At 69.3% G+C, this 21,596-nt stretch carries 15 protein-coding genes; 6 read left to right on the top strand and 9 right to left on the bottom strand.

What is annotated here, in order from left to right; translation table 11 throughout:
- The first annotated feature begins 61 nt into the window (after positions 1-61).
- Positions 62-1,027: a non-homologous end-joining DNA ligase gene (gene ligD, locus GLP40_RS25105; protein WP_154790452.1), complete on the top strand. Its 966-nt coding sequence runs from the start codon at positions 62-64 to the stop codon at positions 1,025-1,027.
- Here ligD and GLP40_RS25110 read toward each other — a convergent pair.
- On the bottom strand, positions 1,024-1,671 hold the full coding sequence (locus GLP40_RS25110; RefSeq protein WP_154790453.1) for a response regulator: 648 nt from the start codon (positions 1,669-1,671) through the stop codon (positions 1,024-1,026). The two genes, ligD and GLP40_RS25110, sit on opposite strands and share 4 nt — an antisense overlap.
- Positions 1,668-3,956 carry a sensor histidine kinase gene (locus GLP40_RS25115; protein ID WP_154790454.1) on the bottom strand — a complete coding sequence of 763 codons (2,289 nt, stop codon included), beginning with the start codon at positions 3,954-3,956 and terminating at the stop codon, positions 1,668-1,670. The genes GLP40_RS25110 and GLP40_RS25115 overlap by 4 nt, the downstream gene beginning before the upstream one ends.
- A 440-nt stretch (positions 3,957-4,396) precedes the next feature.
- Between GLP40_RS25115 and GLP40_RS25120 the strand changes: the two genes are divergently transcribed.
- Positions 4,397-5,857, top strand: a complete 1,461-nt coding sequence (locus tag GLP40_RS25120; RefSeq protein ID WP_154790455.1) for a lipase maturation factor family protein — start codon at positions 4,397-4,399, stop codon at positions 5,855-5,857.
- 53 nt (positions 5,858-5,910) lie between these two features.
- A complete protein-coding gene (locus tag GLP40_RS25125; protein WP_154790456.1) occupies positions 5,911-6,627 on the top strand; it encodes a hypothetical protein in 717 nt (238 codons plus the stop codon).
- Positions 6,628-6,638: 11 nt separating this feature from the next.
- Here GLP40_RS25125 and GLP40_RS25130 read toward each other — a convergent pair whose 3' ends face one another.
- Positions 6,639-8,807 (bottom strand): phosphocholine-specific phospholipase C, encoded by a 2,169-nt coding sequence (locus GLP40_RS25130; RefSeq protein ID WP_456094007.1) that lies wholly within the window; start codon positions 8,805-8,807, stop codon positions 6,639-6,641.
- A 322-nt stretch (positions 8,808-9,129) separates the two neighbouring features.
- Between GLP40_RS25130 and GLP40_RS25135 the strand changes: the two genes are divergently transcribed.
- Complete coding sequence (locus tag GLP40_RS25135; protein WP_154790541.1) at positions 9,130-9,627, top strand: GtrA family protein; 498 nt, start codon at positions 9,130-9,132, stop codon at positions 9,625-9,627.
- Here GLP40_RS25135 and GLP40_RS25140 read toward each other — a convergent pair.
- Positions 9,624-10,850: an MFS transporter gene (locus GLP40_RS25140; RefSeq protein WP_154790458.1), complete on the bottom strand. Its 1,227-nt coding sequence runs from the start codon at positions 10,848-10,850 to the stop codon at positions 9,624-9,626. The two genes, GLP40_RS25135 and GLP40_RS25140, sit on opposite strands and share 4 nt — an antisense overlap.
- A 338-nt stretch (positions 10,851-11,188) precedes the next feature.
- On the opposite strand from GLP40_RS25140, the gene efeU reads away from it, so the two are divergent.
- Both efeU and efeB read left to right on the top strand, forming a co-directional pair.
- Entirely contained in the window at positions 11,189-13,249 is a 2,061-nt protein-coding gene (gene efeU / locus GLP40_RS25145; protein WP_328290630.1) for an iron uptake transporter permease EfeU, read from the top strand.
- Between the two features lie 28 nt (positions 13,250-13,277).
- Positions 13,278-14,510 carry an iron uptake transporter deferrochelatase/peroxidase subunit gene (gene efeB, locus GLP40_RS25150; protein WP_154790459.1) on the top strand — a complete coding sequence of 411 codons (1,233 nt, stop codon included), beginning with the start codon at positions 13,278-13,280 and terminating at the stop codon, positions 14,508-14,510.
- 94 nt (positions 14,511-14,604) lie between these two features.
- Here the strand turns inward: efeB and GLP40_RS25155 are convergent, their stop codons facing one another.
- From GLP40_RS25155 to GLP40_RS25175, 5 genes are all read right to left on the bottom strand, one after another.
- Positions 14,605-16,092 (bottom strand): FAD-dependent oxidoreductase, encoded by a 1,488-nt coding sequence (locus GLP40_RS25155; RefSeq protein WP_154790460.1) that lies wholly within the window; start codon positions 16,090-16,092, stop codon positions 14,605-14,607.
- 318 nt (positions 16,093-16,410) lie between these two features.
- The gene (locus tag GLP40_RS25160) at positions 16,411-16,803 is read right to left on the bottom strand and encodes a DUF1801 domain-containing protein (RefSeq protein ID WP_154790461.1); all 393 of its coding nucleotides are present in this window, start codon (positions 16,801-16,803) and stop codon (positions 16,411-16,413) included.
- Between the two features lie 753 nt (positions 16,804-17,556).
- The gene (locus GLP40_RS34575) at positions 17,557-17,889 is read right to left on the bottom strand and encodes a transglycosylase family protein (RefSeq protein WP_154790462.1); all 333 of its coding nucleotides are present in this window, start codon (positions 17,887-17,889) and stop codon (positions 17,557-17,559) included.
- Positions 17,890-17,986: 97 nt separating this feature from the next.
- A complete protein-coding gene (locus GLP40_RS25170) occupies positions 17,987-19,450 on the bottom strand; it encodes a flavin-containing monooxygenase (protein WP_154790463.1) in 1,464 nt (487 codons plus the stop codon).
- Positions 19,451-19,614: 164 nt separating this feature from the next.
- A complete protein-coding gene (locus GLP40_RS25175) occupies positions 19,615-21,096 on the bottom strand; it encodes a glycoside hydrolase family 5 protein (RefSeq protein WP_154790464.1) in 1,482 nt (493 codons plus the stop codon).
- Between the last annotated feature and the right edge of the window lie 500 nt (positions 21,097-21,596).

Below are 21,596 nucleotides of genomic sequence, written 5' to 3' on the forward strand. Positions count from 1 at the left end.
CGATGTGCGGCTCGCGGCGAGTCGGTCGCGGCCGGTCGAAATGCCGGTTACCGTCGGACGGATGGCCGGCAAGTCAGCTGTGCCGGCGGTCGAGGTGCCGGTCGGCGAGTACAGGGTGCGCGTCTCGAATCCGGATCGGGTGTACTTTCCGGAGACCGGGGCGACCAAGCTCGACCTGGTGCAGTACTACCTGAGCGTGGGCGACGGGATCGTCAACGCACTGCGGGACCGGCCGTGCATGCTGCACCGCTTCCCGAAGGGCCTGCCCGGCGGCAAGGTGCATCAGAAGCGACTGCCCGGCGGTGCGCCGGACTGGATTCCGACCGTGCAGCTGTACTTCCCGCGCTACGGCCGCACCGCCGACGAACTCTGCGTCGAGAAGCTCGCCGACGTGATCTGGGCCGTGCAGATGTCGACCATAGAATTCCACCCCTGGAATTCACGACGCTTCGACACCGAGATGCCCGACGAATGGCGCATCGACCTGGACCCCATGCCGGACTGCCCGTGGTCGCGGGTGCAGCGGGTGGCCGGGGTCGTGCGGGAGGTACTCGACGAGCTGGGGGCGGTCGGATGGCCGAAAACCTCCGGCGGCAAGGGATTGCACGTGTACGTGCGGATCGCACCGCGCTTCGGGTTCCAGGAGGTGCGCCGGGCCGCCCTCGCCTTCGCCCGCGAGGTGGAGCGGCGCGCACCCGCGGACGTCACCACCGCGTGGCGGCGGAAGGATCGCGATCCGACGCAGCTGTTCGTGGACTACAACCAGAACGCGCGCGACCACACCATCGCGGCGGCGTACTCGGTGCGCGGGGTGCCCGAGGCGACGGTGTCGACTCCGGTGCGCTGGACCGAGATTCCCGAGGTGCACCCGGGCGAGTTCACCATGAAGACCGTGCCCGCGCGGTACGCCGAACTCGGCGACCTGCACGCGGGCATCGACGAGGCGGTGTTCGACATCGAACCGCTGCTCGAATGGGCCGACCGCGACAAGATCGAGGTCGACCTGGACGAGGACTCCGGAGACTAGAGATCGTCGGTGGTGATCAGGCCGTCGCGGATGGCCCGAGCCACCAGCGCGGCCTTGGTGGGCGCCGAGCGCCCGACCGCCGCGTACTTGGCGCGGATGCGCTCCAGATAGGTGTTGACCGTGCCGATGGTGATGTAGAGCTGCTGGGCGACAAGGGCTTTGGACTCGGTCTGGAACCAGGCCAGCAACACCTCCCGCTCCCGCCTGGACAGTCGCGGCCGGTCGTCGCCGTCGGTGCTCATGGCGCGGGCCATGGTCGGGCTCAGGTACGGCCGCACCTCGGCGGCGGCGTGCAGAGCGGTGATGAGGTGTTCGCGCCCTTCGGTTTTCGACAGGTAAGTGACCGCGCCCAGATCCAGGCAGTCCCGCACCAGGCGGGGTTCGGTGTACTGGGAATAGACCACGACGCGGTGGCCGCGCGTGCAGATCGTGCCCAGGGCGCTCAGATCCGGTGCGCGCTGGTCGAATTGGAGATCCAGGACGATGGCGTCCAGGTCGCCGCGGTCCGGTCCGGTGGCGGACAGGAAAGCGGCCGGATCGGGATGGTCGGCGATCACCTCGATGCGCGGCTCGGCGGCGGCGCACCAGCCGCGCACGCCGTCACGGATCAGCGGATGGTCATCGACGATGGCGATGCGGATCATCGGGCTCCCTCGGCCTCGAAGCGGTGATGCATTCGTGCCCAAAGTAATTCGCCCGCCGTGATGACCTCGGTGTGCACCGCGCCGCCGGTGTCGAGGGCGGCGCCCGACAACAGCGACAGGCGATCCAGCGTCTCGACCGGGCAGTCGCCGAGCGCGCTGACCGTACAACCGGAGGGGTCCGCGGTCACCACCACCCGGGCGCGGGAAAGGCTGGCGTCCAGCATGATCCGAGTCGCGGCCACCAGATGGCCGCGGACCGCGTCGGGCAGGTCGCGGTCGGTGGACGGGTCCGTAGGACGGAATTCGACATCTGCCTCGACGGTGACCGCCACCCCGCGCCGTTCGGCGGCGTCGATGCCGGTGCGCAGGTCGGCCAGCAGCGGGTGGCCGAGGCCGTCCTGCTGGGTGAACAGGCGGCGCAGGCGCGCGTACTCGGTGCGCGAGGCGGCCTGCACGGCAGGATCTCGCGGATTCAGCGTGCCGTCGGCCAAACCCCTGAGCAGCGGCGTGAATGCGGTGAGCAGTTCGCGATACCGGCGCAGGCATTCCTGTTCGGTCATGCGCCCGACCGCGTCGGCGGTGCGCAGCCGCAGGCGCTCCCGGTGCAGGGCAGCAGCCTGGCGGGCCGCGCGGTCGAGGGTGGCGGCGAACCAGGCGGTGAGCACCTGGAGGAAGTAGATCGCCGCCGTGTGATACCCGAGCACCATGAGGGTGTCCGTCCCCGGCACCCGGACCAGCACCAGCCCGCACACCAGCACCCACCAGGCAGTCAGTGCCGACAGCGACAGGCGTGGCGCCAGCGGGAACCCGAGCGCCACCACCGTCCAGCCGGACGCGCCGATGGACCAATTCGCACCCGCCAGTACGAAATCCGGCGGCAGCAGGGCAATGAGCAGGAGCGAGGCGGCGATCGCCGTGCCCATGAGCATGAGCGTGACGGACTCGCGGCGGCGCGGTATCAGCGCCGCCAGCGCACAGACCACGTTCACCGTGACCAGCAGCGCGTTGACCGCCGCCGGGGGTGTCGCCGCCGCCTCGGTGAGCGTCGACTGCAACAGGGTGTCGGCGACCGCGATGCCGACGATGCCGTATCCGAAACTGCGTCCGAGCAGGTCGATTCCGGCGGCCGCCGCCGGCGCGTCGAACGAATGATCCTCGGCGGTATCGGATTCGGCGACCGGCCAGCGCAGTCGGACCTCGGTGCCACGTCCGCGGGCGCTGATGACGTCGGCGTCGCCGCCCACGGCCCGCAGCCGCTCGATGATGGAGTGCCGGATGCCGTAGCGGCCCTCGCCCGGCGTTCCCTCGAATCCGACACCGTCATCGGTGATCATCAGCGTCCCCGGCCCGGCGCTGACCACGACCTCCGACGCGTGAGCGTGGCGGTCGACATTGGTGAGCGCCTCCCGCGCGGCGGCGGTCACCGTCCACGCCAGGGTCCGGCGGATCGGCAGCGGGCCGGGTGTCCGCAGGGAGACCGGGACCGAGCAGTCGGCGCTCAACTCCCGCAGCAATTCCGACAAATCGGCGTGCGAGTCGTCGCCCGGCAGCGGGATGCCCGATTCCAGCACCGTGAGGTCGCGCGCGGCCTGCCGGGCGATACGCTCCGGATCCCGGGCCGCGCCCTGGCCGACCATGAGCAGGGTGGCCGCGGCGGTATCGTGCATGACCGCCCACTGCTCATGCTCGTAGCGTCGCCGGGCGGCGGCGACATCGCTCGCGATGCGGGAGTCGGCGGCGGCGGTCACGGTCTGGTCGTGCACGGTGGCCGCGCGCAGCACCACGCGGCGCACACCGATCGCCAGCAGCCACTCCACCAGGAGATACGCGACGGCCAGATCGGAGAGGTAGCGCCACGGCGTGAGACCGGGGGTATGACGATTAGCGTAGTAGAGCAGCATGAGGACCAGCGCGGTCACCGCCGCGGAAACCCTCACCCGCTCCGCGATACCCACCGAGATCACTGTTGCCGCTACGACCTTCACATCGATGAGGTCCTGGGTGCCGATCCCCGACGCGGCCACGCTGACCGTGCCGAGCAGGTAGATCGCCACCACCGCGACATCGGCCGCCGTCCACCACGGTCCCCGTCGCCCACCCCACAACCGGCTTGCCGACCACACGGCCAGCAGCACGGTGATTGCACGTTCCAGGCCCGGATCGGCCGCCCCGTTCGCCAGGTGCACCACGGTGAGCACCAGGCACGCGGCGTGCCGGAATCGGATGGCCAGCCACGTCGCCTCCTGCGCGACCGCGGCGTGGGTCGGGTCGGCTTCGCGCAGCACCCGGCCACGGTACCGAACCGGATTCGGGCCAGCATGGCATCCCGGTATCCGTCGCGCTGTCGGTCGAACGTCTGACAGACAGACCCGTCCGACTGCGGAATCGTGGAAGGTGCAGAAGGGTGTACGGGTTCGGCCCGCGCCGCTGCTGCGCCCGCGGCCGTTGGCGGGCGGGGAGTCAACGGCCGCCCGGGTCAGCGTCCGGGAAGCGTGGTCGACACCGCCCTGCGAGCTCGTACCGCACCATCGAACCCGCCACGGCCACAGTAGGACTGGCGCCCGCGCCGACCAGGGGATCCCTACCGCCGGATCCAGCCGGCCGGGGCCCTCGGACGGAATGCCGGAGCCCGCGTTGCCACCTGGGCTCGCGCCAACCCGGTGAGTAGGCTCCGAAGTGGACGGTATGTGAGCTGAGCTGACACGGCCGGCGCAGGAGGCGCGGGATGGAGTGGTTCATCGCACCGGAATACTGGTTCGCGCGGCAGGTGCTCGAGCGCGGAATCGCGGCCGTTTATGTATTCGCGTTCGTGGGGGCGGCTCGGCAGTTCCGGGCGCTGATCGGGGAGCACGGCATGCTGCCGGTGCCGCGCTTCGTGGCGCGGCGGCCGTTCCGGGTGGCGCCGAGCCTGTTCCAGCTGCACTACTCCGACCGGTACTTCGCCGCGGTGGCGTGGAGCGGGGCGGCGGTGTCGGCGGCGCTGGTGGGCGGGGTGGCCGATCTGTTGCCGCTGTGGGCGGCCATGGCCATGTGGCTGCTGGTGTGGGTGCTGTACCTGTCGATCGTCAATGTGGGGCAGGTCTGGTACTCATTCGGCTGGGAATCGCTGCTGCTCGAGGCCGGGTTCCTGGTGATCTTCCTGGGCAACGACCGGGTCGCGCCGCCGGTGTTGGTGGTGTGGCTGGCCCGGTGGCTGGTGTACCGGGTGGAATTCGGGGCCGGACTGATCAAGCTTCGGGGCGACCGGTGCTGGCGCGACCTGACCTGCCTGTACTACCACCACCAGACCCAGCCCATGCCGGGGCCGCTGAGCTGGTTCTTCCACCGGTTGCCCAAGCCGCTGCACCGGATCGAGGCGGGAGCCAACCACGTCGCCCAATTGGTGGTGCCCTTCGGCCTTTTCGCGCCGCAACCGGTCGCGAGCGTGGCCGCCGCGGTCATCATCGTCACCCAGTTGTGGCTGGTGTTGTCCGGGAACTTCGCGTGGCTGAACTGGCTGACCATCATCCTGGCCTGGTCGGCGGTCTCGAATTCCGCTGCGACGACGGTTTTTCCGATTCCCGCGGCGCCGCATCCGGCGAACTCCCCGCTGTGGTTCACGGTGCCGGTGTTCGTCTTCGTGGCCTGCACCGTGGTGCTGAGCTATCTGCCGGTCCGCAATATGCTGTCGAGCAGGCAGCGAATGAACCAGTCTTACAATCCTTTTCACCTGGTCAACACCTTCGGGGCGTTCGGTGTCGTGGACCGTGTCCGCTACGAGGTGGTCATCGAGGGCGCCGACGACTCGCGGCTCACCTCCCGCACCCACTGGCGCGAATACGAGTTCAAGGGCAAACCCGGCGACCTCCACCGGCTCCCGCGCCAGTGGGCCCCGTATCACCTGCGCCTGGACTGGCTGCTGTGGTTCGCGGCCCACTCGACCGCGTATGCCAGGCCATGGTTCGGCGGGCTCCTGCAACGCCTGCTGCGCAATGACCCCGCCACGCTGCGCCTGCTGCGCAGCAACCCGTTCCCGGACGCTCCGCCACGTTTCGTCCGGGCCCGCCTCTACGAGTACCGCTTCACGACTCCCCGCGAGCTGCTCGCCACCCACGCCTGGTGGACCCGCACCCTGGTGAGCGAGTACGCGCCCCCGATGTTCCTCTCGAATCCCCCGGAACAGCGCCGCCGCGCATCCCGGGCCTGACCCGGACATAATGCGGCATGGGATTCTTCAGGCCGCGGTGTCCGGTGAGGGAGGTGGAACGGCTCTGGGTGGAGGAGATGCTGGGCTGGTGCGCGACGCAATTCGGCGCCAGGACCCTGCGTACGCCCGTGATCGTGCCGACCTCCGACTTCTTCCCGGATGCCTACCCGCGTACCGCCCAGCAGGTGCTCTCGGTGGTGGAGCGTGTCGGCGGATATATGGGCGTGGGCCTGGATCGCCTTGTGGTGGAGCTCGATTCGGCCTGGGCCGTCCCACCCGAGCAGGCCATGTTTCTCGAGGGCGCCGCGCGCGGGGAGGCGGGGCATTACCGCCTGGAGCACGGGCGGGCGGTGGTGTCGCTCGAATTGGCGCGCCTGCGCTCGCCGATCACCCTGGTGGCGACCGTCGCCCATGAGCTGGCGCACGAACGCCTGCTCGGTGAGCGTCGCATCGCACCGGATCGCCACGACGGCGAACAGCTCACCGACCTGACGACGGTCTACCTCGGCCTCGGCGTGTTCAATGCCAACGCCGCCTTCCAGTTCTCGCAGAACAGCCGCGGCTGGCGCTCCCAGCGCCTGGGCTATCTCTCCCAGCCCATGTACGGATACGCGCTGGCCTGCTGGACCGTCATGCGCGGCGACCCCGAACCCGCATGGGCTCACCACCTCGACACGAATCCCCGCGTCTACATGAAACAGTCCCTCAGATACCTACGCGCCAACCCCGACGCCCTGCCCGAGTGGCGTTTCGCGGCCTTCGAATCCTGAGTTCGGCCCTCTTACGCGGTACTGCTCGCGCCGCCGTTCTCCAGATGACCCGCGAAATGCCTGCGCCAGTCGGAGTTTCCGGACAGTGTGAGGGTCAGGTCGTACCAGCCTTCGTCGAGCGGTGCGGTGATCTGGTGATCGGCGCCGCCGTTGATGGTGGTGCGGGAGCCGCCCACCTCGATCGTCATGGCGGAGGTTCCGGAATTGGTCACGGTCACGACGAAGGCGGGCTTGTCGGCACTGCCGCCGATGGCCGCCGCGGCGGTGAGCGTCGCGGTGTCCGCCGTACCCGAGGCCTCGACGAGGAATCCGTTGGGCGCGTGGATCGCGAAATCGTAGGTGCCGCCGAGCTGGAATCGCTCCTGCGCGGCACCGCCGGGCGCCACGACCGTCTGGCGGATCGAATTGTCGTGGTAGGCAAAGGTTTGGAACGGCATGGCGACCGTGCCCTGATTGCCGAATCGGACCGTCGCGGCCGCCGCGGTCACCTCGAGCCAGGCCACCGGCTGATACGGCAGCGGGCGCGCCTTCGCACGGCCGGGATCCTGGGCGGGCAGCCGCTGTCCGGCCGGGGCGGGCGGGGCGGGCTTGGGCAGGTTCTTCTGACCGGCCGCCCGGGCGCGCTCGGCATTCGCGTCGGGCAGGGCGGGAATGCTGGTGTCACGCTTGCCGAAATCGAAGCAGCTGGTGAGGTCGCCGCAGACGGCGCGCCGCCAGGCCGAGATATTCGGTTCGGCGACGCCGGTCCACTGCTCCAGGAACCGCAGCACCGAAGTATGGTCGAACACTTGGGAATTCACCCAGCCGCCCCGGCTCCACGGCGAGACGACCAGCATCGGCACTCGCGGTCCCAGGCCGATAGGCGACTGGCCGCCCAGCAGCGCCCCGGCTCTGCCGATGAGCGTGTCCAGGCTCGCCGAGCCCGAGGCCAGCCCGAGGGTGGCCGAGCCGGAATTGAGGTCGGTGCCGGTGATCTCCAGCGAGGGCAGGATCTCGTCGGGGGTGCCGGGCGGCGCGGTCGGCGGTACCAGGTGGTCGAAGAAGCCGTCATTCTCGTCATAGTTGATCAGCAAGACCGTCGACTCCCACAGTTTCGGGTTGTCCCACAGGGCCTTCAGGACGCGCTGGATGTAGGCGGCGCCGTCGGCGGGACGGTAGGCCGGATGCTCGGAGTATCCGGCGGGCGCGACCACCCAGGAGACCTGCGGCAGCGTGCCCGCGGCGCAGTCGGAAATGAACTGCTGCAGAACGTAATCGACATTGGTGCCGTCGATCCCGGCCGGTGCGGGTGTCATTCCGGTGGCGGTCACCCGGGCCCGGTCGGCCAGCTGGCGCACGGCGGGATCGGCTGAGGCCGCCGCGTCGTGGTAGGCGTGGAACAGCCACAGCGGGTTGTCGCCGAAGTCCGCGAGGAAGTCGCCGCCGCTGTGATTGTCGGCGTACACCTGCCACGAGATTCCGGCCTGCTGCAAGCGTTCCGGATAGGTGGTCCAGCTGTACGCCGGCCGGTAGTCCGGGGGATTGGACACCGCCGGTCCGCCGGCGCGGCCGGCCGCGTCGATGGTGCCGGTCCAGTGGAACAGTCGATTCGGCGTGGTGGGGCCCTGAATCGAGCAGAAGTAGTGGTCGCAGATGGTGAACGCCGAGGCCAGCGCGCGATGGAACGGAATGTCAGCGTCGGTGAAGTACCCCATCGTCATCTTGGACTTGGCCGCGATCCACGAGTGATAGGCGCCGTCGGCCCACGCCAGATGCGTGGTGTTCCAGTCGTGGGCCAGATCGCCGAGATCCTGTCCGTCCACGCGTGTGGTGTCGATATGCCAGGGCAGCAGGAATCCGGTGCTGCTGAACGCATCCGGCTGATGGAACGCATCCCGGTCACCGTCCGCCGAACCGCTGCTGCTGCCGCCGGCCGATCCGCTGGCGCTGCCCGTACCCGCCGACCCGCTGGCCAGATCGACCCCGAGCCCACCGCCGACGGCGGCGTCCATGGCCGCCTGGAGCACCGGGTCGTATCCGCCGGCGGGCAGCCGCACGGCGCGCTTGTCACCGAAACCCCGCACGCCGCTCATGGTTCCGAAGTAGTGGTCGAACGAGCGGTTCTCCTGCATGAGGATGACCACGTGCTCGACCTGATCGAGGGTGCCCGCGCGGCGCGGTTCGGCCAGCGCCTCCGCCATGCCCTCCGGCAGGCCGGTCACTCCGGCCGCGCCCGCGGCCAGCATCGAGCCCAGCACCGTCCGCCGATTCGTCGTGGCGAATCCACGCCCCATCGAGAATCTCCGATCGTCAGTCTGTTCCCATGCCATCGCGGCCCGGGAGACGCTACCGGCACACCCGCCGCTTCGCAGTGTTGAAAACGTGTCCTGGCCAGCGTTTTTCGCTATAAGCGCGGATCCCGGATCCGGTGCGGCGGGAAAATTCGTGCCGCCGTGCGCGCCGTGGAGTTGGCCCGGTGATCACCTGGGGGTCATGTGGCGGTGCCACCGTGGTCGGGTGGCGATGGAGACGGTTGCGCGACCGGCACGGGCGGTTCGCTGGTTTCACCGGGTGTGCGACGGGGTGGTCGCGCGGCTGCCGTTCGGGTTCGGCCGGTTCGTGGCGCCGACGTTCGTCGGTTATCTGCTGGTGAGCGGATTCACGTTCTCGGTCGATCTGGTGGCGCTCACCGCACTGCACGGGGCGCTGAAGGTGGCGCTGCCGATCGCGGTGACCGTGGCCTACTGCACGGCGTTCGGATTGAGCTACCTGCTGAATCGGATACTCAACTTCGAATCCCACGCGGCCGTCGGCCCACAGGTCTCCATCTACGTCGTGGTGGTCGCGGTCAACTATCTCGTGTTCATCCTCGGCGTCACCAGTGCTGTCGCCACCGTGGGCCTCGACTACCGCATCGCCCGCATCCTCGGCGGTCTGGGCGAGGGCCTGTTCATGTACGCGTCCATGCGCCTGCTCGTCTTTCGCGCCTGGACGCTGCCCGGCCGGCGACCGCGCCGCTAGGACCCGAATCGTGCCGCCCGCCGCCTCGCCCCGGCCATGCGGTGTCCCCCGAAGACGAGCCCGACCGCGAGGGCGGCGCCGCAGCCGCCCGAGATGAGCAGCGGGACACGGCCGTCGCCCTGCCAGACCAGGCCGGCCCAGAGCCCGGCGACGAGGACCGCGGCACCGCCCAGACCCTGGTAGAGGCCCTGGGCCGTGGATTGCCGCGCGGTCGGGGCCAGGTCGGCGATCCACGCCTTGCCGACGCCGTCGGTCGCGGCGGCGAATCCGCCGTAGAGCGGCAGCACGACGAACACCCAGCCCGGTCCGGACGCCAGCCCGAGACCGAGGTAGCCGATGGCGAAACACGCCAGACCGGCGGCGAAGACCAGATGCCGGGGCAGCCGGTCCGATACGGCGCCCGCCGGATACGCGAGCAGGGCGTAGGCCAGGTTGTAGACGACGTACGCGGCGATCACCCCCGCCACCGACAGACCGAGCTGATGGGCGCGCAGCAGCAACAGCGAATCCGGGAAGTTCACCAGCGAGAAGGCCGTGAGCAGCGCGATGACGGCCTTCAAACGGGCCGGAAGCGGCTCGGCGCCGGTGTCCACCGGTGCGGGCCGGGGCGCGGAAGTGACCGGCGCGGAGGGCTTTTCGCGGACTGCCGCGATCAGCGCCACCGCCGCGAGCGCGGGTATCACCGCGATGAACAGCAACGGCCGGATGCGGTGGTCGAGCAGCTCGTACAGCACCAGACCCAGGGCGGGTCCGAGCACAGCGCCGGCGGTGTCCGCGGCGCGATGCACTCCGAAGATCCTGCCCCGGTGGGCGGGGTCGGCGTCGACCATGAGCAGGGCGTCGCGGGGCGCGCTGCGCACACCCTTGCCGAACCGGTCGACGCACCGGCCGGCGAGCACGATCGGCCAGGCGCCGGCCACCGCCACCAGGACTTTGCCGACGGCCGCGAGCCCATAGCCGAGCGCGATGAGCGGACGTTTGCGAGAACGGTCACCCAATCGCCCGGCGATGATCTTGGTGGCCGCCGCGGCGGCTTCGGCCAGTCCCTCCACCGCTCCGACCACCGCGGCCGGAGCACCCAGGACAGCGGTCAGGAAGATCGGCAGGATCGGGTAGACCAGCTCGCTCGCGGTGTCGGCGAGAAAGCTGACCCCGCACAGCACCCGCAGGTTCGGTGTCAGCCACGCGGGCCAAGGCGTGGCGGCGCGGGATTCGGTGGTCATGGCGGCACGGTACCGGTCCGCGCCGATCCGGTGGAGGGCATCGAGATGCGGTCGGGAACTTCGGCCACACCGTAGTGCCTTCGGACCCTGATGGCGACGCGCCGTCCCGTGTGATCGTCGAAACCGACACGGCCGGCGGTCGGCCGGTCCGCGTTCGAGGAGACGAGTTCGATGGACATGAATGGCATGGACATGCAATCGCCGCTGATGCAGATGTGCCACGCGATCATGATGTGGCTGCACCAGCAGGGCCTGATGCCCCCGATGGCCATGTGAGCGACCGCCGCTGACCGTACCCCGATGGACGCGGATGTAGGTATGGCTTACCTTTGGTAAGCGTGAGCGTTGCCGAGGCTGTGCCGAATCTGCTGATCTGCCTGCGGGAGGGCCTCGAGGCGGGGCTCGTGGTGACCATCCTGCTGGCCGCCGTTCGCAGGCTGTCCACCCCCGAACGGCCGGTGCCGACCACGCCGGTGTGGTTGGGCGTGCTCGGCGCGGTCTCGGTAGCGGGGAGTTTCGCGGCCGTACTGACCTATTCGACCGCCGTGTTGACCAGTTCGGCGCGGGCAGTGGTCGCAGGTGTGCTGAGCGTGCTGGCCGTGGCCCTGGTCACCGCGATGATCTTCTGGATGCGGCGCACCGGGGCCGCGCTGTCGGGGCAGCTGCGCGGCGAGGTCGCGCGAGCCGCCGGACTGGGCGCGGGCGTGCTCGCGGTGACGGCGTTCCTGGCGGTCGGGCGCGAGGGGCTCGAGACCACGCTGTTCGTGTGGACGGCCGTCAAGGCGGCCGGGTCGACCGTCGCGCCGCTGGTGGGCGCGGCGCTCGGGCTGGGCATCGCGATCGCATTGTGCTGGTTGCTGTTCCGGCGGGCGGTGCGGCTGAACCTCGGCGTGTTCTTCAACCGGACCGCCGTGCTGCTCATCGTGATCGCCGCGGGCGTGCTCGCCTACGGCCTCGGTGACCTGCAGGAGGCGGGCTGGCTGCCGGGTGCGCGGTGGATCGCGTTCGATCTGACCGCGCACGTCGATCCGAACTCGTGGTGGGTCTCGATCATCACCGGTGTCACCAACCTCTCGCCGAAGATGACGGTGCTCCAAGTGATGGCGTGGATCGCCTACCTGGCCACGGTGATTCCGCTGTTCGTCCGGGCGGGCCGAACCCCGGCGACGGAGCCCGCCGCGACCGAGCCGGAAACCGAACCCGCGCACGCGGATTGGTGGGAGCGGATCGCCGGTCCGCGCCCCGCGCTGGTCGGCGCGACCCTCGTGGTGGTGCCGGTGCTGGCGGCAGCCACCGCTATCGCCTTGCTCCCGTCCGGCGATGAGAACACCACCCGCACCGTCTCCGTGACCGCCGACGCCTGTGCACCGGAATGGACTTCCGCGCACACCGGCACCCAGACCATCGCGGTGCGCAATGCCTCCGGCAAGTCCGGTGAGATCGATCTGGTCGATGCGGACGGCGCGGTGGCCGGTGAGATCGAGAACATCGGTCCCGGCACCACCGCCGAGCTGACCGCGACCCTGAATCCGGGCAGCTATACCATCGTCTGCCTGATGTCGGGTCGTCCGTCGCTGTCCTCGCAGCGGGTCCAGGCGACCGGTCCGCAGACCGACGCGCCCCCGGCCTTCAAACCCGCCCGCGCCAGCGAACTCCGCGCGCCCAATGACGCCTACCAGGCGTATGTGCGACAGGTCCTGACCCGGGTCACCGGGGCGGTCGGCGCGGTCGGCCGGGATCTGCGGGCGCGCAATATTCCCGCCGCACAGGCCGATTGGCTGCTCGCGCTGCAGGAGTGGGAGCGGGTCGGCGCCTCCTACAACAGTTTCGGCGACGCGGGCACCGCCGTGGACGGCCTGCCCGGCGGCCTGCCGGACGGCGTCAACGACCCGCGCTTCACCGGATTGCGCCGCCTGGAATACGGCCTGTGGCACGGCCAGGGCCCGGATCAGCTGCTGCCCGTGGTGGACAAGCTCACCGCGGACATCGCCACGGTAAGCGACAACCTCACCAGCACCGCCATCGCCGGTGATCCGGCCACCCTGCCGGTGCGCGCCCACGAGATCCTGGAAGACGCGCTGCGCGACCATCTTTCGGGCCTGGACGATCAAGGCGCGGGCGCGGCCTACCCGGCGACGCTGGCCGATGTCGAGGTCACCCGTGTGGTCCTGGATCAGCTCGCCGTCCCGCTGGACGAGCGCGATCCGAAGCTGCGCCCCGACCTCGGGGCCAAGCTGGATCGCCTGCGCACCGCCCTGTTGGCCACCCAGGACAACGGCCGCTGGCGTGCGCTGGCGCAGACGCCGCAGGCGGCCCGGCAGGCGGTGCTGGCCGCGATCGGCGCGGCCCTGGAATCGCTCGATCGGGTGCCGCGGCTGCTGGAAACCAAAGCGAACTGACTCTCTACGAAGGACCGAGGCCATCACCATGACCGTCAGCCGCCGCCGCTTCCTCTCCGGCGCCGCCGTGGGCGCGGCCGGAACCGCCCTGACCGCGGGCGTGCTCGCCGAGGGCGCCCGTGTGGACGCCGCAGCCGGGGGCGGGCAGCCCTCCACCACACCGGTTTTCCCATTCCACGGCGAGCACCAGTCGGGCATCCTCACTCCCGCTCCGGCCGATCGGCAGGCCGCCTCCTGCTTCGCCGCGTTCGACGTGACCGCCGCCAACCGCGCGGAACTCGCGGATCTGATGAGGACGCTCACCGACCGCGCCCGTCGCCTCACCGCCGGTGGCCCGCCGGCGGATCCGGGCCCGAGCCATCCGCCCGCCGACAGCGCCGTCCTCGGCCCCGATATCCCCGCCGACGGCCTCACCGTCACCACCGGTGTCGGTGCGAGCCTGTTCGATCAGCGCTACGGGCTGGCCGCGCGCAAGCCCGCGCACCTGACCCCGATGCGGATCTTCCCCGACGATTCCCCCGACCCGGCCTGGATGCACGGCGACCTGTTGCTGCAGCTGTGCGCCCACAACCCCGACACCATTCACCACGCCATTCGCGACATCACTCGCCACACCCGCGGCGGGCTCCAATTGCGCTGGAGGATCCAGGGTTACAACTCCCCGGCTCGCCCGTCCGGAACCGGCCGCAACCTGCTCGGTTTCAAGGACGGCACCGCCAATCCGACCGGGTCCGATGCCGCCGGCCTGATCTGGGTCGACAGCCCCGAGGAACCGGCCTGGACCCGTGGCGGCACCTATCAGGTGGTCCGCCTCATCCGCATGCTGGTGGAGTTCTGGGACCGCGTCTCGATCGCCGAGCAGGAGAACATGTTCGGCCGCCGCCGCGAATCCGGCGCACCCCTGGACGGCACCAAGGAATTCGACACCCCCGACTACGCCGCCGACCCCGACGCCACCGTCACCCCCGCCACCGCACACATCCGCCTGGCCAATCCCCGCACCCCCGACACCGCCAACCAGCAGCTCCTCCGCCGCTCCTACAACTACGACCTCGGCATCGACCCCAACGGCAACCTCGCCGCCGGGCACATCTTCACCTGTTTCCAGCAGGACATTCAGCGCCAGTTCGAAACCATCCAAACCCGCTTGGCCGGCGAGCCTTTGACCGACTACGTCCAGCCCTTCGGCGGCGGCTACTTCTTCGTCCTGCCGGGCGTCACCGGCACCGAGGACTGGTACGCGCGCACGCTGTTGAGCTGATCCGCCACCGCCGGCCATGCCGGGGCGCGGGCGCGAGATGAGATGAACGGCGCGACGCAGTCGCACAGCTGCGCTTCGCGGAGTTCTGAGCGGGTCAGGCCGTCAGCACGGTACGGATTCGGTTGTCGGGGTCGATGGTCCGGCGGAGAGCGGCCAGGCGAGGGTAGTTCTGAGCGTAATAGCGGCTGAGGGGATCGCCGGGTTCGAGGTAGTTCACGTACGCGCCTGCCGAGACCGGCGCGAATCGCCGGTGGGCGGCGGTGATCCAGGCGAGGGCGGTGTCGTGCGGGATCGGTTGGTAGGCGCCCCATTCGACGAGGGCGGCGTGGGTGCGCCAGGGAAAGGCCGTGGCCGTGGGCGCGGTATCGCCGATCGCGCCGTCGAGGGTGTTGATCTGCACCCAACCGGTGCCGCCCGCGCTCGAGAAGGCGGTGAGGGCTTCGATGATGTACGCGATGGCATCGGGGGTGAGGTCGGTGACGACGTCGGAGCCGTTGGTGAAACTCGCCCGCGGTGTGGTGGGGCCGCCGCCCGCCAGATACGTGATCGTGTCCATGTGATCGAGGGTCTGCGTGTCGACGCTCAGCGGCTGCATGCCGATCGCATCGGTCAACGCGGCCGCGGCCCGCCTGCCGGAACCGGCCGGGCAGACCATTTGCATCCAGCAGTCCAGGTTGCCGTCGCCGTCGGCGTCGACACTGACGTCGGCCCACTCGGACCGGTCCGCGCAGCGCAGCCAGGTGGACCATCCGGCGATCACCCGGGCCGCCCTGTCTCCGGGGAAGGTCAGGCGCACCAGGTCTTTCGAGGTCGCGGGGCAGGTGTCGAAGGTGAGCGAGGTGACCACGCCGAACAGTGGACCGCCGCCGCGAAGCGCCCAGAACAGTTCCGGCCGGGAGGTTTCGGAGACCGCGGTTACGGTGCCGTCGGGCAGGACGAGCGTCGCACCGGCGAGCCGGTCGCAGGTGACGCCGTAGGCGCGGGATTCGAACCCGATGCCGCCGCCGAGGGCGAGTCCGGCAATGCCGACATCCGGGCACATGCCGGTCGGGATGGTCAGACCCGACCGGTCGAGTTCGCGGTAGACCTCATACAGGGTGTGGCCGGGTGCCACAACCGCCCGTCCCGCGTCGACACTCACCCCGGTGAGCTGCCGGACGTCGATGATCATCGCGCCGCTCGCCGTCGACACCCCCGCATAGGAGTGCCCGCCGGAGCGTGCGGCCACGGGAAGCCGGTGTTCGGCCGCGAAACTCATGGCGGCGACGACATCGTCGGTATCGGCCGCCTGCACCACGGCGATGGGTGTTTCGCCGTCGAATCGGGTATTGAAGACCTGCTTGGCCATTCCGTAGTCGGCGTCATCGGCGTCGACCACGCGGCCTCGAATCCGACGTTCCAGCATGCTCCAATTCGGTGTGGCCGCACCGGGACCGGAGGAATCCGCGACGGGGTCGGCATCGGACATGCCGGTGAATCCCCAACCGGCCATGGCGATTCCCAGTGCGCCACACAGGAATGTGCCGCGCGAGAAGCCGGCGCCCGCGGCAGTCGTCGGCGAAACGGATCTCACTCTGCGCATGTGCCCTCCAGGCTGGGTGCTAGCCGGAAAACGATGGCGGGCAACGGATGCACGCCTGCCTGGGCGTCGACGATGTGATCGGCCGCGATTATCCGCGGATTGTCGACAACCGCCACGTCATTGTGCCGACCACCTCGGTGGCCGGGCACGACTTCGGGCTACGCCTAAGGCAATTCACAGGCAACCGTGACCGAACCGCCCGCGTGTCGCCGTCGGTCGGTCGGCACTTCACTCGCAGGCTGATCGGCACGCGACGGCGCGTCCGGATCACCTCGCCCGCCAATACCGGTTCGGGGCACCGGGATTCGCCTCGACGGGCTACTTGCCGCGTGCGTTGAGCGCGACGGCTTCTCGAATGAGGTCCATGAACGCCGTGGCGTCGATCTTGTCGTTCTCGCCGATGTCGATGGCCCTGCGGGTCTTTCCCTCGAGGCTGGAGTTGAACAGCCCGGCCGGGTCCGAAAGCGACGCGCCCTTGAAGAAGGTGAGTTTGACCGCCTTCTTGTAGACCTCGCCGGTGCAGATGCCGCCGTCGTGGGACCACACGGCGGTGCCGGGACTGGTCGCCTTGACCCACTTCCACTCTTCGACGATGTCCGGATCGGCCTCGTGGATGAGAGCCCGCACGGCGGCGAGGGTTTCACCGCGCCAATCGCCGAACTCCTTGATGCGGTCGTCGATACGTTCGGATGCGGTGGATTCGTCGGCCATCGGCTTTCCTTTCGCGGTTCGACGTCTGTCGTGACGATGATCGCACCGCATCGGGCAACCATGAGGTAAACGTCGCCGCGCGGCAGTCGAATGCGACGGATATCAGTCCGATCGCGTCGGTGCGCGTGCCGCGGCGACGTCGGCAACGAGGTAGGAGGATGGACACGGCTGGGATGGATGCCGAACCAGCGGACGGGCGGCCGACTGTCGAGTTTCGGCCGGGGTGAGCGGATGGCCGCGCTTCGCGCGGTATCGGCGCGGCCGGTGCGGCTGACCGGGAACATGTGGCCGATCACGCTTCGGTCCCGGCGGCCCGATCACCCTCTCGCCGTTCCTGGACGTCGCGCGGCGGCATCCGCGCCGCGCGCCGCGAGATGTCCTGTTCCCGCCGCGGATTCGCCTTGCGGGCCGGTCGGGCATGAGACGGTCGGCTCTCCTTGCCGCAGGCGTGTCCCTGTGATCTGGATCTGCCGCGCATGCCGCCCGTGGTGGTGCGGGCCGGTTTCACCGAACGGCCCGCTGTCGCGACCTGGCCCTGATCTGCACCGCGGGCATCGTCACCGTGGCGCCGCGGGGCGGGGCATAGCCCCGGAACCGCCGGGCTGCGCGCGCGTGGAGTGGAGATCGCCCTCGCCGCCATCGCGCTGGGCTACTGGCAGCCGGGCAGCGATGTCCTCATCCCACGATGAAGGTGCGCCGCAAGCCGATCGGCGACCGATATGCCGACCTCATCGGGGGCGGGTACGGAGATTCTCAGAGGTAGGCGCCGCAGGTGGGCCACGCCCCAGGACCCTGGTGGGCGAGGAGCTGTTCCGCGATGCGGATCTGTTCCTCGCGGCTGGCATCGGCCGGGTTTCCGCTGCCGCCGTAGGCTTTCCACGTGCTCTGAGTGAATTGCAGGCCACCGTAATAACCGTTGCCGGTGTCGGCATTCCAGTCCCCGCCCGCCTCGCACTGGACGACCGCATCCCAGTCGTGCCATTGGGCGGCGAGTGCGGTGGCGGCCGGTCCGCAGGTCAGGACCGTAATTCCGATGGCGAGAGCAAGAACGTGAGCAGGTCTTCGAAACGAGCGCTGTCCGATCATGGCGTATCTCCGCCCTGGTAGCCGAACTCGCGGGAAAGACGATCTACAGATAGTAGCTGAAGATTTGCTGAGTATCCATAATTGTGCTCTGAACAGGTTATGAGATGGTTTGCAGGTGAAAGTCGCCCGGCTCGGGGTCGGCGAGCATGGATTCCATGGTGGCCCGGTCGAAGGGGAGCAGGTCGATGCTGCCGCCCTCGGTGAAGTACCAGGAGTTGCAGCCGGTGTTCCAGACCGTGGGGCCCATGGCCTCGGCGACCTCGGATTCGAACTGGGCGGTGGCCTCCTCGGTGACCTCGACGGTGTCGAATTCGCCTGCGCTCCAGCGCTCGATCCAGCGGGTGATGTAGCGGGCGGTCACCTCGGCGGCGTGGTGCAGCGGGATGGAGCCGGTGGGGGAGTGGGGGCCGAGGACGGTGAAGAAGTTGGGAAAGCCGGGGATCGCGGTCATGCGGTAGGCGCGCGGGCCCCCGGCCCAGGCGTCGTCGATCGAGATGCCCTCGCGACCAACCAGGTTCATGGGCCTCATGTAGTCATGGGCGCGGAAGCCGGTGGCGAGCACGATCATGTCGAGATCGTGGTGACGGCCGTCGGCGGTGCGAATGCCGGTCGGGGTGACCTCCTCGATGGCCGTGGTGACCAGCTCGGCATTGCGGGCACGCAGGGCGCGGTAGTAGGTGCCGGAGAGGACCTGGCGCTTGCACAGCGGCTCGTAGTCGGGGGTGAGCCGTTCGCGCAGCTCGGGTTGGAGGATCTGGGCGCGCAGGCTCAGGCGCGCGTACTCCTGGACCGCGCGCCGTCGCCAGCTGGGCCGGGTGACCACATCGGTGAACAGGGCGGCCCCGGCCAGGCCGGCTCGGTAGAGCGCGCGATTCACCTGTGGCAGTCGGTTCAGCACCGCGCCGACGAGCGCGGGCTGCGGGATCTGCATCGGGGCCCAGATCACCCACTGTGGGCTGCGTACGAAGTGAGTGATGCGCTCGGCCTCGGGTTGCAGGGCCGAAACCACCTGCACGCCGGTCGATCCCGTGCCGAGGACCGCGATCCGCCGCCCGGAGGTGGCGACGGTGTCGTCCCAGCGCGCGGTGTGCAGGATGTCGCCCGTGAACTCGCCCAGCCCGGGCAGGTCCGGCACGGCCGGGTGGTGCAGCACGCCGGTGGCCGCGATGACGAAGTCGGCCTCGTGCCGGCTCCCGTCGCCGGTCTCGATCTCCCATCCCGACCCGGTGAACGTCGCCGCCACCACCTCGGAATTCAGTCGAAGCTGCGCCCGCAGCCCGTACCGGTCGGCCACATCGGCCAGATATCGCTGGATCTCCGGTCCGGGCGCGAAGATGTGCGACCAGTCCGGCTTCGGCGCGAAGCCGAACTGATACAGCTGGGAGGGCACATCACAGGTCAGCCCCGGGTAATGGTTCCAATGCCACACCCCGCCCACGTCGGCGCCCTTCTCCAGGATCACGAAGTCGTGGAACCCATTGCGCTGCAGGGTGATAGCAGTCGCGATGCCGGACACCCCGGCCCCGATGATCACGATGCGAGGCTGCCGCGGCGCGCCCATCGCCACCTCCTCGTTGGATACCCTTGGAACTCGAATACTGAAGGTATTTGTAACCGGTGGTTATGTCAATCGGTCGAGGGTCTCGTCGCGCAGCCTCGATCGGGATCGATGCTTGGACGAACCGGCGGACGGCAGCTCCTTCGGCTCCGCGAGGACGGTGTCCGTCAGGACTGCTTGATCGAGTAGGAGCCGACGGTGTTCCCGGTCAGCTGCCAGCCGCCCTCCACCTGGGTGAGGGTGAGCTCGGAAACATTGGTGGACTGGAGATTCGGGCGCGCGGCGCCGGGGTACCAGGCTTCCACGCGTCCGGTCCCGGTGCCGGCGAAGCCGTTCGCGGTGACCGTTGCCAGGGTGCCGGGGACGGCGCGCGGGTAGGCGCGGGCCAGCGGCCGGGCGAATCCGGCGACCTGACCGAGCGCGGCGCCCGAGGGGCAGGCGATGCGGTTGAGATTGCCCTGCGGCTTGTTCGTATTGCCGTCGCGCACGGTGTGCGGGTCACCGCACGCCTGCTTCCACGACCACCACGCGCCGCCCATGCGATCGGCGTTCAGCTGGTCGACGAACCGATCCACCTTGGCCGCATCGGAATTCGGATCCCCGAACCAGCCCCACTCGCCGCTCCACACCGGCACCTTGTACTTGGCGGCGGCGTCGAGGGCGACGGTGAAGCCCAGCTCTATGGACGGGAAGGCGTTCACGATATTGATCGACTCGCTGTACAGATGCGGCGAGAACACCGCCAGCGGATCGGTGATGTAGTGCGCCGGCGGCGTGGCGTCGATGCCGATGGCCGACCAGATCGCACTCGGCTCGAAGATGGCCAGGTGCGGCAGACTCCCGCGCTCGGCCCGCCGGATGGCGGCGATGACCCGCTGGTAGTACTCGCCGAGCTGGTCGGACGCCGAAAACGGGTCGCGCAGACCGGGATTGGGCTCATTGAGCAGGTCGTAGCCGGCGATGGCGGGCTCGTCCTTGAACTCGGCGGCCAACCTCGCCCAGGTGTCGACCAAGTGGCCCTGAATGCCCTGGGTGTCGTCGTAGAAGTTCTGGAAGGAGCGGGCCACGGCGGGCGCGGTCTCGCGGACGCCGCCGACATTGCAGGTGGTCCAGCCATCGGTGAGCGTCGCCCACGCGGGCGCGCCATCCCAGCCGATACCCGGCTTCATGAAGATCGGGCAGCCCTGACCCTTGGGCGTGCCGACGGCCTTGCCCCACGCGTCCTGATGCATGTCCAGCACGGTGTAGATGCCGTTCGCCTTGGCGTCGTCGACGGCGGTGTGGATGCGGGCCAGATAGGTCCGGTCGAACGCGCCAGGCGTGGGTTCGAGCGCGGACCAGGCCAGATTGAGCCGCACCACGTTGAAGCCGAGCGCCGCCATCTGGGCGAAATCCGTGCGGTCGAGCGGTGCGACGGTCGGCAGCGCCGGATCGTTCTGCGCATAGTCGTTGAGCTGGTTGACATTCGCGCCCCGCAGCAGCACCGTGCGTCCGGTGACATCGGTGATGGCGCCGTTGGCGACGGTGAGCTGAGGCAGGGTCCAGCCGCCCGGTTCCGCCGTCGCCTCCGGCCCCTGCTGGACGGCGATACCGGTGAACACGAGCGCCGCCGCGGCGACAGGGGCCAGGAGTCGGCCTCGAAATGGCATATCAAACCTCTTTATGGGGCGAAATCGCGGAGATCTCTTCGGGTGGCGCCCGGGTGCGTGCATGGAGAACCTAGTGGCCCAACGAGTCCGAGGGGAAACAGTAGTTCCGAACCGATTGACAAGACGAGGTTGTCAATGGATCCCAAATATCGGATTCAAGTCTCTTCCGTTATGCTCCAGCATCTCTCGTCCTGGGCGGAACACTCGAATTCCCGCTCCGCACTCGGATTCGGTTCATGTATTCCGCAACCGCTGGAAGCACCATGAGAAAGTGGCCGCCGAACCGGCGGCGATCGCATCGGGCATGCCCGGGACGGGTGTTGCCGTGAGTGCGGGTGTCGCGACCACCGATACTCGCGCGGCCGCCTCCGCGCACTGCGGTCACGACACCGAGAAACCAGCCGGCATTCACCGTGTCCGCTTCAAAGCTCCTCCGCGTAGGGCTCTTTCGTCGCTGAGCGCCCTCACGATGGGTGTTCCGCGGTCGGCGGAAACAGCTT

Source organism: Nocardia aurantiaca (genome assembly GCF_009708175.1).
GTDB lineage: Bacteria > Actinomycetota > Actinomycetes > Mycobacteriales > Mycobacteriaceae > Nocardia > Nocardia aurantiaca.

Coding starts and splice junctions, on each gene's coding strand:
- ligD (WP_154790452.1), top strand. CDS start 62: ATGGCCGGCAAGTCAGCTGTGCCGGCGGTCGAGGTGCCGGTCGGCGAG.
- GLP40_RS25110 (WP_154790453.1), bottom strand. CDS start 1,671: ATGATCCGCATCGCCATCGTCGATGACCATCCGCTGATCCGTGACGGC.
- GLP40_RS25120 (WP_154790455.1), top strand. CDS start 4,397: ATGGAGTGGTTCATCGCACCGGAATACTGGTTCGCGCGGCAGGTGCTC.
- GLP40_RS25130 (WP_456094007.1), bottom strand. CDS start 8,807: ATGGCGGAGGCGCTGGCCGAACCGCGCCGCGCGGGCACCCTCGATCAG.
- GLP40_RS25135 (WP_154790541.1), top strand. CDS start 9,130: ATGGAGACGGTTGCGCGACCGGCACGGGCGGTTCGCTGGTTTCACCGG.
- GLP40_RS25140 (WP_154790458.1), bottom strand. CDS start 10,850: ATGACCACCGAATCCCGCGCCGCCACGCCTTGGCCCGCGTGGCTGACA.
- efeB (WP_154790459.1), top strand. CDS start 13,278: ATGACCGTCAGCCGCCGCCGCTTCCTCTCCGGCGCCGCCGTGGGCGCG.
- GLP40_RS25155 (WP_154790460.1), bottom strand. CDS start 16,092: ATGCGCAGAGTGAGATCCGTTTCGCCGACGACTGCCGCGGGCGCCGGC.
- GLP40_RS25160 (WP_154790461.1), bottom strand. CDS start 16,803: ATGGCCGACGAATCCACCGCATCCGAACGTATCGACGACCGCATCAAG.
- GLP40_RS34575 (WP_154790462.1), bottom strand. CDS start 17,889: ATGATCGGACAGCGCTCGTTTCGAAGACCTGCTCACGTTCTTGCTCTC.
- GLP40_RS25170 (WP_154790463.1), bottom strand. CDS start 19,450: ATGGGCGCGCCGCGGCAGCCTCGCATCGTGATCATCGGGGCCGGGGTG.
- GLP40_RS25175 (WP_154790464.1), bottom strand. CDS start 21,096: ATGCCATTTCGAGGCCGACTCCTGGCCCCTGTCGCCGCGGCGGCGCTC.